Origin of the sequence: Trichloromonas sp. (assembly GCF_041583255.1) — a bacterium.
Classification (GTDB): Bacteria; Desulfobacterota; Desulfuromonadia; order Desulfuromonadales; family Trichloromonadaceae; genus Trichloromonas.
Window position 1 is genome coordinate 1 of sequence record NZ_JBFHGD010000093.1, and the last position, 12,580, is coordinate 12,580.

At 64.7% G+C, this 12,580-nt stretch carries 12 protein-coding genes; 11 read left to right on the forward strand and 1 reads right to left on the reverse strand.

All coding sequences use genetic code 11. The annotated features are described in order from the left end of the window. Together ABYV89_RS09095 and ABYV89_RS09100 are read left to right on the forward strand one after the other, a co-directional pair. Positions 1 to 1,389 (forward strand): SulP family inorganic anion transporter (locus ABYV89_RS09095; RefSeq protein ID WP_432822635.1); only part of this gene is annotated, 1,389 nt, incomplete at its 5' end. A gap of 220 nt (positions 1,390 to 1,609) precedes the next feature. Then, a complete protein-coding gene (locus tag ABYV89_RS09100; RefSeq protein ID WP_432822636.1) occupies positions 1,610 to 1,810 on the forward strand; it encodes a dodecin family protein in 201 nt (66 codons plus the stop codon). A gap of 37 nt (positions 1,811 to 1,847) precedes the next feature. Here ABYV89_RS09100 and ypfJ read toward each other — a convergent pair whose 3' ends face one another. After that, entirely contained in the window at positions 1,848 to 2,699 is an 852-nt protein-coding gene (gene ypfJ, locus ABYV89_RS09105) for a KPN_02809 family neutral zinc metallopeptidase (protein ID WP_432822637.1), read from the reverse strand. A gap of 356 nt (positions 2,700 to 3,055) precedes the next feature. Between ypfJ and ABYV89_RS09110 the strand changes: the two genes are divergently transcribed. The 9 genes from ABYV89_RS09110 to ABYV89_RS09150 form a co-directional block, all read left to right on the forward strand. After that, entirely contained in the window at positions 3,056 to 5,455 is a 2,400-nt protein-coding gene (locus ABYV89_RS09110) for a tetratricopeptide repeat protein (protein ID WP_432822638.1), read from the forward strand. 161 nt (positions 5,456 to 5,616) lie between these two features. Next, positions 5,617 to 6,405, forward strand: a complete 789-nt coding sequence (locus ABYV89_RS09115) for a hypothetical protein (protein WP_432822639.1) — start codon at positions 5,617 to 5,619, stop codon at positions 6,403 to 6,405. Positions 6,406 to 6,531: 126 nt separating this feature from the next. Then, complete coding sequence (locus ABYV89_RS09120; protein WP_432822640.1) at positions 6,532 to 6,876, forward strand: hypothetical protein; 345 nt, start codon at positions 6,532 to 6,534, stop codon at positions 6,874 to 6,876. 129 nt (positions 6,877 to 7,005) lie between these two features. Beyond that, positions 7,006 to 7,989 (forward strand): AAA family ATPase, encoded by a 984-nt coding sequence (locus tag ABYV89_RS09125; protein WP_432822641.1) that lies wholly within the window; start codon positions 7,006 to 7,008, stop codon positions 7,987 to 7,989. Between the two features lie 12 nt (positions 7,990 to 8,001). After that, positions 8,002 to 8,970: a DUF58 domain-containing protein gene (locus ABYV89_RS09130; protein ID WP_432822642.1), complete on the forward strand. Its 969-nt coding sequence runs from the start codon at positions 8,002 to 8,004 to the stop codon at positions 8,968 to 8,970. After that, positions 8,957 to 9,463, forward strand: a complete 507-nt coding sequence (locus ABYV89_RS09135; RefSeq protein ID WP_432822643.1) for a DUF4381 domain-containing protein — start codon at positions 8,957 to 8,959, stop codon at positions 9,461 to 9,463. Before ABYV89_RS09130 ends, ABYV89_RS09135 begins: the two co-directional genes overlap by 14 nt. Continuing rightward, on the forward strand, positions 9,460 to 10,455 hold the full coding sequence (locus tag ABYV89_RS09140; RefSeq protein WP_432822644.1) for a vWA domain-containing protein: 996 nt from the start codon (positions 9,460 to 9,462) through the stop codon (positions 10,453 to 10,455). The genes ABYV89_RS09135 and ABYV89_RS09140 overlap by 4 nt, the downstream gene beginning before the upstream one ends. Next, positions 10,452 to 12,302 carry a VWA domain-containing protein gene (locus ABYV89_RS09145; RefSeq protein WP_432822645.1) on the forward strand — a complete coding sequence of 617 codons (1,851 nt, stop codon included), beginning with the start codon at positions 10,452 to 10,454 and terminating at the stop codon, positions 12,300 to 12,302. The genes ABYV89_RS09140 and ABYV89_RS09145 overlap by 4 nt, the downstream gene beginning before the upstream one ends. Beyond that, positions 12,296 to 12,580: BatD family protein (locus ABYV89_RS09150; RefSeq protein WP_432822646.1), on the forward strand; the 285-nt coding region annotated here is incomplete at its 3' end. The genes ABYV89_RS09145 and ABYV89_RS09150, both read left to right, overlap by 7 nt.

Consider the following 12,580-nt stretch of genomic DNA (forward strand, 5'->3'; position numbering starts at 1 on the left):
GCCTTCATGGTCGGGCTGATCACCGCCGCTATCGGCGGACGTCCGGGGATGATCTCCGGCGCTACCGGCGCCCTGGCGGTGGTGATGGTCGCCCTGGTTGCCGATCATGGCGTCGAATACCTGTTTGCCGCGGTGGTGCTGATGGGGATTATTCAAGTCGGCGCGGGGGTGCTGCGCCTTGGCAAGTTCGTTCGCCTGATCCCTCACCCGGTGATGCTCGGTTTCGTCAACGGCCTGGCGATCGTCATCTTTCTCGCCCAGCTCGGCCAGTTCAAGGTGGCCGGCGCCGGCGGGGGGGTGCAATGGATGCAGGGGCCGGCCCTTTACCTGATGCTCGCGCTGGTGGCGCTGACCATGGCGATCATCTACTTGCTCCCCAAGCTGACCATGGCCTTCCCCTCGGCGTTGGCGGCCATCCTGGTGGTGACGGCCCTGGTCCACGGACTGAACCTCGATACCCGCACTGTCGGCGATCTCGCCTCGGTAGCTGGCGGCCTGCCGTCCTTTCACCTCCCCCTGGTGGCGCTTACCTGGGAGAATTTCCTGATCATTCTCCCCTACTCGGTGATTCTCGCCTCGGTCGGCCTGATCGAATCGCTGATGACCCTGACCCTGATCGACGAGATCACCGAGACCCGCGGGCGCGGCAATCGCGAATGCATCGGCCAGGGGGTCGCCAACGTGGTCACCGGATTTTTCGGCGGCATGGGCGGCTGCGCCATGATCGGCCAGAGTATCATCAATATCAACTCCGGCGGTCGCGGTCGTCTCTCAGGCATTACGGCCGCCCTCTGTCTGCTCGGTTTCATCGTCTTTGCCTCAGGCCTGATCGAGATGATCCCATTGTCGGCCCTGATCGGAGTGATGTTCATGGTGGTGGTCGGCACTTTCGCCTGGTCGAGCCTTCGCATTCTGCATAAGATTCCCCGCACCGACGCCCTGGTGCTGGTGCTGGTTTCGGCGGTCACGGTCTTCACCGACCTGGCCATCGCCGTCGGCGTCGGCGTGATCGTCTCGGCGCTGGTCTTCGCCTGGCAGAACGCCCGGCGCATCTACTCCGAGATTTCTACCGATGCCGGGGGAGTGAAGACCTACAAGCTGCACGGCCCCCTCTTCTTCGGCTCGGTCCGCTCCTTCCACGACCAATTCACCCCGAGCGAGGATCCCGACGAGGTGGTGATCGATTTCCGCGGCTCGCGGGTCTGTGACCACTCGGGGCTCGAGGCGGTGAGCAGCCTCACCGAGCGCTACCTGGGGCAAGGGAAGAAGCTGCGCCTCAAGCACCTCAGCGCCGAATGCCGCACCCTGCTCGACAAGGCGGGCAGCATGATCGAGGTCAACGTCATCGAGGACCCGCGCTACCGGGTGGCGGTGGACAAGCTGGCTTAAGACGTTTTTCCGTCCATTATTCAGATACCCACTCCCATCAATACAACAATGGGCGGCCAACCGGCCGCCCATTGTCTATTGCTCGCCCGGAAGAGTATCCGGGGCAATGATTCCTGACCACGCCCGACGTTCAAAGCGGAGAGCGCACCGGCTTGTCTTTGCATTGTCTTGTGCTAGAAGTTAAGGGAAGCACATAAATTTGACGATAAAGGAGACAACCATGTCCATCGCCAAGGTCATCGAGATTCATTCTGAAGGGAAAACCATCGAGGCGGCAACCAATGCGGCGCTGTTGGAAGCCAGCAAGACGATCGATGAGATCCGGAGCCTCTACATTGAGGACATCCAGGCCATCGTCAAAGACAACAAGGTCGACAACTACCGGATCAACGCCAAGATCACCTTCGTTGTCAAGCACTGACCCGCACCGAGACCAGCTAAAAGAGCGGCGGCCCGAATTACAGGGCCGCCGCCTCGAAGGTATTGCACGCACCGACAGCTCCGTCGGCCAGGCTGAATTTGAACCAGCGGACCCGCTGGGCCGAGTTGCCGTGGGTGAAGGAATCGGGGACCACCCGCCCACGGACCTGCTGCTGCAGCCGGTCGTCGTCGATGGCGTTGGCGGCGGTGAGGCCTTCTTCGATGTCACCACTCTCGAGCAGCTGGTGCGACCGGTCGGCGTGGTTCGCCCAGATGCCGGCGAAGCAGTCGGCCTGCAGTTCCAGCCGTACCGACAGGTCGTTGGCTTCCCGCGAGGAGAGGCGACGTTGCGCATCATGCCCCTTGCCGGAGATGCCGAGCAGCGTCTGCACGTGGTGGCCGATCTCGTGGGCGATCACGTAGGCCTGGGCGAAGTCGCCGGGGGCATGAAAGCGTTCACGCAGGTCGCGGTAGAAACTGGGGTCGATGTAGACCTTCTGGTCTGCGGGGCAATAGAAGGGGCCGGTCGCCGCCTGGGCGAAGCCGCAGGCCGACTCCACCGCACCGGTGAACAGAACCAGGGTCGGTTCGCGGTACTGGGCGCCGGCCTGGCGGAAGATCGCCTGCCAGGTGTCCTCCGTGTCGGCGAGGACCACCGAGACGAAATCCCCGAGTTCCTGTTCCTCGGCGCTCAACGGTACATCGACACGCTGGCTGGGCGCCGGCAGCGACCCGGTATTCTGCATGACCACGCCCGGGTCGACGCCGAAATAGAGCGCCACCAGCACCAGCACGATCGTTCCGATGCCCCCCCCTGCCGCCTTGCGCGAAACGCGCATCCCGCGGCGATCTTCAATGTTCGAACTTCTGCGTCCAGCTCTCCAGCGCATGCCTGATCTCCCCTGATTGCAACCGGCAAATGACTCGCCGGACAGTGCGTTGGCGGATAATTTTCATCAACTTTATCATGAGGCAATAACACGTCAAACGCCGCAGACACGTGCTGGGGATAGAAGCGAAACGCGGGCCGGCCCGGTTCCGACGATAAACGTCCCGCCCATTTTGCGATTGCGCTATCGCGTCGGCGCGGATTTTTGCCGGCAGAACGGTCGGCTGGAGGGGCGATGGGCAGCTTAGGGATTAGCAGACCCTTGCCTGGCTGCAAATCAGCACATTGACCCTTGCATTCTTCGGGCATTTTCGTAATGGTAGTAGGCAATTGTCTATGCCTTTACACGGAGCGCCGATGTTTCGACCCGATCGCAGAACACCGCCGCCCGGGCGGGTAGCGACACGCTGGTTCCTCTTTCTGACTTTTTTTCACCTGTTGCCGGTGCCCTGGTGGCTGGCCGTGGCCGCCGGCCTGGCGCCGGCCAGTTTCCTGCTGCTGGGCGGTCTGGCCAGCCTGTTCAACAGCGATTCCGACTCCCTGGCTTTTGCCGCCCTGCTGCTGGCCCCGGCGCTTGTCGCCGGGCTGGTCATCGCCCTGCTGGCGCTGCTGCTCGCCGCGGCGATCGGCAAGGTCAAAAGACCGCTGGTGCGCACCCTGACCCTGCTGGCGCTACTGGCCGGCGGTGTCGCTGCTGCGCTGCTACCGATCTATCTCACCGGCAGCCACAGCGGCGGTGAGGCCCTCAGCCTGCTCGATTTTTTCCGGCTGCTGGACGATTATCGCGTGCCCCGGGCTGCTGCCGTTGGCTACTGCAGCGGCCTGCTCCTGCTGCTCGGCCTGCTGCTCGTCATGCAGCACCGGCCGCAGAGCTTTCCTGCTCTCCCACCTCGTCTCGGTCGCCGGGTCAGCTTCGCTGTTCTGATTTTTCTGGTTGCGTCCTTGATCTGGGGCCACCGCGTCATGCTGGTCATCTACCCCCTGGCCGAACTCGGCTTCGCCTCGCAGCAGTACCGCCTGGCCAAAACGATCAGCGCGGATTCCGGGAGCGCTTACCGCACCGGTTCCGACAGCCGCAAGTGGCTGATCCGCGCTGCCGAACAGGGGCATCAGCGGGCGGCGCTGGATTTGGCCGAGCATCCTCTCTCCGCGGAAGACAAGCTCCACTGGCTGACCCTGGCTGCCGAAGGCGGCCTGGCCAAAGCACAGTACCAACTCTACCGCCTGCTGCTGCGCGGCGGCGCGGACGGCGACTCTGCATCCGCCGGCAAGTGGTTGCAGGCTGCGGCCGCAGGCGGCGATCCGTTGGCTCAGTACGATCTCGGCAAAGCCTGTAGCAACGGGGATGAAGCGCTCGGCATCGGCAAGGCCCCGGCCAGGGCCCGCAAGCTGTGGGAGCAGGCCGCATCGCAGGGACAGGCTCAGGCCGCCGGAGAACTGGCTTACCGCTATCACCTCGGAGCCGCGGGCTTTAAGCGCGATCCGCAGCGCGCCATCGAACTCTACCAGCAGTTGGCCGAACTTTACGCCAGCGGTTCGATCGACCTGCGGCCGAGCCCGCAAATGGCCGCCGGAGCTCGCCAGCAGGCGGAGCAGATCGCCGCGCTCGAGCAACGGGTCGCGCAGGGGGACAGCGCCGCCCTGTTCGAACTCGGCCGCCAGCTGATCGATGCCGGGCGCGACAACCCGCAGACCGTTGCCGAAGGGTTCGCCCTGCTGGAGCAGGCGGCCGAATCCGGCCATTCCGAGGTGCGTTATTTTCTCGGCGCCGTCTTCATGTTCGGCAACTACGGCCAGCCGAAGGATCCGCAGCGTGGGCGGCACTGGTGGGACCGGGCGGCGGAATTGAACCATGTCAAGGCGATGGAGTACCTCGCCAAGGCATACCAGGGTGGGACATTCGGCGTCAGTGTCGATCTGCTGAAAGCAAAGGCGCTGACAGCGAAACTGGTCGAGGCCTACCGCGACGGTCGCTACGGGGTCGATCCGGACCCGCAGCAGGCTGACTACTGGAGCCGCGAACTGAAATATTTCGACCGGCTCTTCGATATCGCCGGCGGTAGCTACCAACCCCTTGACACCCTGCGCTCGCAAGCCGAGTCGGGCGATGCCGCCGCTCAGTACCAGCTCGGCCGGCAACTCCTCGTTTCCGGCGCTGCCGCCGATCGCCAGCAGGGCCTGGAGCTGATCGAACAGGCCGCCGCTGCGGGGGATGCCGAGGCCCAGTACCGGCTGGTCAGCTATTTCGAGAACAACCTGCACATCATGCGCGATGACCCGGAGCGCGGCGTCGCCTTGCTCACCGCCGCCGCCGAGCAAAACCATCTTCCGGCCATGGCTGCCCTGGCAATCGCCTACAGCAAGGGGCGCTACGGCCTGCCGCAGGATTACCGGCAGGCGAAAACCTGGTACCAGCGGCTACTCGCCGTCCATGCCGGTGGCCGGTATCTCGGCGAGATCGACGAGCGCTTTCTCGCGTTCCAGCAACGGCAGCTCGATTACGCTGAGCGGGCCCTGGCCGCGCAACTGCTCCGAGAAGAGCGCATCGCCAATGCCTCCCCCATCGAGCTGCAGATCATCGCCATCGAGGACCGCCACCGCAAAGAGTATGAGCGGGCGGTCAACGCCCTCGACCGGCGAGACGGCAGCCGCGAAGGGATGGCCCGTTTCCGTGCCGAGGTCGAGCGCTTGCGCCAGCATTCTCTGGAACTGCGGGAGCAGGAAATCCAGAAACTGAAACGAGCGGCTGCAGATTGAGCGATGGGAAGGCGCATTTTGAATTGGCCCCTGTTTACCGATGTGACCATCCGTTCGGCGAGCTTTGCCAAACAGACCCGTCCCTTTGTTGCAAAGACGTGGTAGCATGACTTCCGTGGCGGCAAGGGGCCTTATTAATCCAGCTGTGAGCGGAGAGCAAGATGCACCTTGTTGCGGTACATGATTGGCCGAAAGACGAGGCTGCGGTTGCCAAAACCATCGCCGATACGCTCGGCATCCTGGTTTTCGAAGCCCGGCAAAAGATCTCTGGCGGCGGACCGGCGGTGCTCGCAAATTTCGCCGAACCTCGCCAGGCCGAGGCGTTGGCGGTCAGGCTTTCCCGGGAAGAAGTGCCGGCGCTGGTGATCGATACCCTGGCCGTGCGCAACCGCAATGCGCCGTTTAACGTCCGCCGTTGCGTGTTGAAAACGCAGGCGCTGCGGCTTGAGTCGGCCGCCGGAGAAACCTGTGACATTGACTATGACACCATCGAACTGCTGCTGGTCGCCACCTGCAGCGCCGGGCAGATGCAGACCATCGGCAAGGTGACGCAGCGCAAGTTCAGCCTCGGAAAAACCCTGCTCGCCGGGGGGGTGCCGATGACCAAAAAGGTGACGAGCACACAGACGGTGCTGACCGAAGCGCGCGACGAGACCCTCTGGCTCTATGCCCGTGGACAGACAATGGTGATCTTCGACCGCGCCGCGATGAACTACGATGGTCTCGGCGAGGGGATGAAGATGACCCGCGAACTCAATTTTGCCCACCTGAAAAACGAGCTGCGGCGGCTTGCCCCGCAAGCAGGCTTCGACGATCGCCTGCTCAGGCGGGCCGCCCTGGTCCGTGTGCTCGGCCCGGCCCTGAGCCCGGAGGCCGACCTCGACTTGGCGTTCGAAATCCTCGCCCGCAGCCTGCGGGGCAAGTCTGATTCGGGCCCCGACAGCAGGTAAGGCAGGAGCTTGGATATACGCCTCAGCTTGACCGGTGCCGGTCCGCGACAGTCTTGACAAACACGACAGGATGGGTGTAACACTTCTGGCAAAGCGATGATCCGAACGTTTTCGACAACAAGGAACTTGTTGATAACAATTGCCATGCAGCTCAGGGTTCTCCTCAGTCTCCATATTTTCGTACTTGCTGTCCTGCTCGGCTCTCTGCCGCAGACAGCAACGGTTTTTGCCGCCCGCAACGGTCTTTCCTGCACCGGGCTGAAGGAGGCCGGCCCCCGGGTTGCCGGCTGTTGGGCGTTCGAGGCGGACGGCGACGACCTCCCCGATATCTTGCCGGCCTGCGGCGCCTGCCTGCCGCAGCTTCCTGCCATCGCGGCGCTGTCCATCGAATGTCTCCAGCATCCCGCAGCCGTGTCTCTGCCGGCGCTCTGGCCTCATCTCTGTCGACCTCCGCCCCCATTTCTTGCCTGACCCGCCCGGTTTGTTGCAGACCTTTTTGACGGGGACAAGGTTCCCGCGCAGCGCTCTTCCCGCGATGGAAGGCGCCTTCATTGTCGAGTATTTACTGTGCCAACCTAACTGTTGACCAAGGATCAGACCATGGATTCCGTACAAAATCGTTTTCTCACCCTTGCCGAGCAGCTCGGCGGGGAGGTGATCGGTCAGCCGCAGTTGATCGAGCGGCTGCTGATCGCCCTGCTCGCCGACGGGCATCTGCTGGTCGAAGGGGCGCCTGGGTTGGCCAAGACCCGGGTCATCCGCTGCCTCGGGGCGCATCTGGAGGGGAGTTTTCACCGGGTTCAGTTCACCCCCGACCTGCTCCCCGCCGATCTCACCGGCACCGAGGTATTTCGCCCCCAGGACGGAACCTTCGCCTTTGTGCAGGGGCCGCTCTTTCACAACCTGATTCTGGCCGACGAGATCAACCGGGCTCCGGCCAAGGTGCAGTCGGCGCTGCTTGAAGCGATGGCCGAGCGGCAGATCACCGTGGGGCAGACCAGCTATCGTCTCGCCGACCCCTTCCTGGTCATGGCGACGCAGAATCCCATCGAGCAGGAGGGGACCTATCCGCTGCCCGAAGCCCAGCTCGATCGCTTTTTGCTGCATGTGCGGGTCGACTACCCTGCGGTGGAGGTGGAACGGCAGATTCTGCAGCTGGCCCGCCGCGAGGCGGCCGCGGACAATCTGATTGAGCCGACCGCGCCTGCGCCGAGCTTTGCGCGGATCACGGCGACCGAACTGCGCCAGGCCCGCGCCGAGGTGCTTGAGCTGTATCTGTCCGATAACCTGCAGGAATACCTGCTGCAGATTGTGCTGGCGACCCGCCCTTCCGGCCACTGGGGGGAGGATCTGGTGGGGCGCATCAGTTATGGCGCCAGTCCCCGGGCGACCATCGCCCTGGATCGCTGCGCCCGGGCCAGGGCCTGGCTGGCCGGCCGCGATTATGTCCAGCCCGAAGACATCCAGCAGCTCGCCTTCGACGTGCTGCGCCACCGGCTGGTTTTGAGCTACGAAGCCGAGGCCGAAGGGATTACTCCCGATCGGGTGGTCAGCGAACTGCTGGCCCGCATTCCGGTTCCCTAAGGGCGAGTGCCGATGAAATTTAACCGAGTTTCGATCAAGAGCGCCGCCCCGGTCTCCCCCGTGAAAATCGACCTGCCGCGGCTGCTTGCCCTGCGGGGCATCAGGGGGGCGGGGCTGCCCGCTTCCCGGCATCCCTCGGCGATCCGCAGCGGCGGCTACCGCTCCATCTTTCGCGGCCGGGGCATGGAGTTCGCCGAGGTGCGTGCCTATCAGCCGGGGGACGAGGTGCGCAACATCGACTGGCGGGTGACGGCGCGGCGCGGCGAGGTGCACACCAAGCTCTTTCACGAGGAGCGCGAGCGTCCGGTGCTCTTTGTGCTCGATTACCGTCGGCCGATGTTTTTCGCCACCCGCGGCCGCTTCAAGGCGGTGCTCGCTTCGGAAATCGCCGCCATTTTGGCCTGGCATGCCCAATCCTCGGGCGATCGGGTCGGTGGATTTCTCTTTTCCGAAACACAGCACTGTGAGCTGCGCCCGGTTGGCGGCCAGCGCGGGGTACTGAAGCTGCTGCAGCAGATGGTCGCTGATCCGGCTTGGCAGCGCCCTCTGCACGCCCCCTTTGAACCGCAGCAGCGGCTGGTGCGGACCATCCAGAAGCTGCGCCGGGTGGTGAAGCCGGGCAGCCTGGTCTTTTTGCTGAGCGACTTTGCCCAGTGGGATCAGGCCGTGGAGAAGGAACTCGCCCTGCTCGGTCGCCACGCCGAACTCACCCTCGGGTTCTGTTACGATCCTCTCGAAGCCGAGTTGCCCGCCGCCGGCAGCTACCGTCTCAGTGATGGGCAAAAAGATTTGACCATCGCCACCGGCGAGAGGGCCACCTGCGAAGAGTACCGGGCGCGGTTTGCCGCCCATCGGCAGCAGCTGGAGCGTTTCTGCCTGCTCCACCGGGCCCGCTTGATTGCCCTTTCCACCGAGCAGGACCCCGCCCAGTCGCTTCAGGATGCGACATTTTTCAGGAGAATGCCCGATGCCCGGCGTTGATCCCGCCGCCATTGCCGAGGCACTACCGTTGCGGGATATCCACTTGCCGCTGGCACCGGGCTTATGGCCGCCGGCACCGGGCTGGTGGCTGTTGACCCTGCTGTTGGCGCTGCTGATTCTTGGATTCTATCTGCTCGCCCGCCGCGCTCGCCGCTTGCGTTACCGCCGCCAGGCCCTGCGGCAACTAGCGGAACTGGAAGCCGATCGGCAGCTCTCCCCGGCAGCGCTGCTTTCGGCGCTTTCGGCGCTGTTGCGCCGCGCCATGCTCTGCGCCTTTGACCGCGAGGAGTGCGCCGGTCTCACCGGCGAAGCCTGGCTGCGCTTTCTCGATCGGGATCTACGGGATGCCCCTTTCTCCACTGGCCACGGTCGCGTTCTGGGGCAGGGTCCCTACCAACCCGAATGCGACTTCGACCGTGTCGCCCTGTTGGCGCTCTGTCGACGCCGCCTGAAAAAACTTCCGGCCGCCCCCCGCCAGCGGAGGCGAGCATGATCCAGTTCGCCTGGCCCTGGGCCTTTTTCCTGCTGCCGCTCCCCTACCTGGCGTACCGCTTCGCGCCGCCGGCGTTGGCCGCCGAAGAAGCGGCTCTGTGGGTGCCCCAGCTGGAACACTTTGGTCTCGCCCGCCATCAGCAGGGGAACCGCCGCCCGCGCTGGGCGCTCTTTTGGGCCCTCTTCTGCTGGTTGCTGCTGCTCGTCGCCTGCGCCCGCCCCCAGTGGCTCGGCGAGCCGGTGGAGTTGCCCGTTTCCGGGCGCGATCTGATCATGGCCGTCGACCTCTCCGGCAGCATGCAGGTTGAGGATTTCGAACTCGGTGGCCGGCAGGTCGACCGCCTGACCGCCCTCAAGTCGGTGGCCGTGCCCTTTATCGAGCACCGGGTCGGTGACCGTCTCGGGCTGATCCTTTTCGGTGAGCAGGCCTATGTCCAGGTGCCGCTGAGCTTTGACCGTGCCACCGTCCGACAACTGCTCAATGAGGCCGCCATCGGCCTGGCCGGCGACCGCACGGCTATCGGCGATGCGATCGGCCTGGCGCTCAAGCGTGCGGAGGAAGGTGAGGCGCGGCGACAGGTGCTGATTCTGCTCACCGACGGGGCCAACACCGCCGGAGCCCTGCCGCCGCTCAAGGCGGCCGAACTCGCCGCCCGCAAAGGGCTCAAAATCTATACCATCGGCATTGGCGCGGACGAGATGGAAGTGCCGGGTTTTTTCTTCTCCCGCACCGTCAACCCGTCGAGCGATCTTGACGAGAAGAGCCTCAAGGCGATCGCCGAAACGACCGGCGGGCGGTACTTCCGTGCCCGCGACCGGGCCGAACTGAAGAAAATCTACGGCCTGCTCGACCAGCTCGAGCCGGTCGAGCGGCAGCAGGACGTCTATCGACCGGTAACCGCACTCTTTTTCTGGCCTCTCGGTGCGGCCCTGCTCGGGGCGGTGTTGTTGATACTGCGGGAGCTCCTGCCCGCGCTGCGGAGAAAACCATGAGCGACTTTCATTTTCTGCGCCCCCTGTGGTTTCTGGCGCTGCCGCCCCTTTTGAGCCTGCTCTGGTTCCTTTGGCGCCGCCGGCTGCGCAGTCGCAGCTGGCAGGAGGTCTGTGATCCGGCCCTGCTGCCGCACCTGCTGCTGGGTCGTTCCCGCCGCCGGGCCAATTGGCCGCTGTGGCTGCTGCTGGCGGCGCAGCTGACGGTGGTGACCGCCCTGGCCGGGCCGACCTGGCGCCGGCTCCCCCAGCCGCTCTTTCAGCAGCAGTCGGCCCTGGTGATCTGCCTCGACCTTTCGCGTTCCATGCAGGCCGCCGATCTCAAGCCGAGCCGACTGGTGCGGGCGCGATTGAAAATCCAGGATATTCTGCGCCAGCGGCGCGAAGGGCAGACGGCCCTGGTCGTCTTTGCCGGGGATGCCTTTGCCATTACCCCGCTCACCGCCGACTACCGGACCATCGAAGCACTGCTGGGAACCTTGGAACCGGAGCTGATGCCGGTGCAGGGGAGCGCTCCGGCTCGGGCTCTGGCCCTGGGCGCCGAGCTGCTGCAACAGGCCGGAGTCAAGCACGGAACCCTGCTGCTGGTGACCGACGAGGACCGGCCCCGCCTGGCCGAGGCGGCGGCCCGCCGGCTGCCGGAGCAGGGGATGCAGCTGCAGGTGCTCGGCGTTGGCACTCCGGAAGGGGCCCCGATTCCCCTGGCCACCGGTGGATTTTTTAAAGACGGAGCCGGGAATTTGGTGCTGCCGGGTCTGGATGAGCCCGGTCTGCGGCAGCTGGCCGAGGCCGGCGGCGGCAGCTACCGGCGACTCAGCATCGACGATGGTGATTTTCACGCCCTGCTGGCCGGTCTCGAGAGCCATCGCCTCGATCAGGCCGAGACGACGCAGAACCGCCTGGGTGATCGCTGGGAGGAGGCGGGCGTCTGGCTGCTTTGGCCGCTGGTGCTGCTGGCGGCCTGCGCCTTTCGTCGGGGCTGGCTGGCGGTTCTTGTCCTGCTGCTCCTTGCCCCGCCGCAGTCTCATGCTTTGAACTGGCAGGACCTCTGGCAGCGTCCCGATCAGCAGGCCGAAGCCGCCTTTGCTGCTGGAAAGTACGAAGCCGCCGCCGACCGCTTCGAAGACCAGCGCTGGAAGGCGAGCGCCCTCTACCGTGCGGGCCGTTATGACGAAGCGCTCAAGGCGCTGCCCGACTCTGAAGGGGGAGACGACTGGTACAACCGCGGCAACGCCCTGGCCCGCACCGGACAGCTTGCCGAAGCCCTCAAGGCCTACGATCAGACTCTCAAGCTCAAGCCGGGGGACGAGGATGCCCTGGCCAACCGCAAGCTGGTGGAGCAGGCCCTGCAGCAACAGAAAGAGCAACAGCAGGACAAGAAACAACAGCAGCAACAATCCGACGGCCAGCAGGGGGATAAAGAGCCCGCGAGCGCCGACGAGAAACCGGATGCGCACCAGAACCCGCAGGGCCAAAACGGTAGTGATAAACAGGGGGAGGATGGCACGCCCAGCCCGGAAACATCCGCGGAGGGGAAGCAGACTCCGCCGCCGGAGGAACAATCCGCCGAGGAGTCCAACAGCCGCCCGGAGCAGGCCGACAACGCCCAGTCCTCCTCCGGGCAGGAGCAGCAGCAGGCCCAGGCACAGAAAGCTGAGGCGGGCGAGGAGCAACCGCCGCAGGACGACGCTCAGGCGGTAGCCGACAGTGCGCCGCCAAGCGCCGAGGAACGGGAGCTGCAGCAGTGGCTGCAGGGGATCCCCGATGACCCGGGCGGTCTGCTGCGGCGCAAGTTTCTTTACCAATACCGCAGTCGCGGCGGGCAATTGGAGACGGATCGACCATGGTGAGACGATATATCTTAATGGCTCTGGCCCTGTTGCTGCTCTTGCCGCCTGCTCTTTTCGCGGCGCAGGTCACCGCTGTGCCCGACCGTGACCGGCTCGGCGCCGGCGAGAGCCTGCAGCTCGAACTGCGGGTCAACGGCAGCCCGGATGACGATCCTGATCTGGCCGTTCTGGAGCGTGACTGGGAGATTCTCAACCGCTCGCAGAGTAGTCAGATGCAGTTGATCAACGGTAGTTTAAATCGGTCGCTGGTCCTCTCCCTGAGCCTGATGCCAAGACGC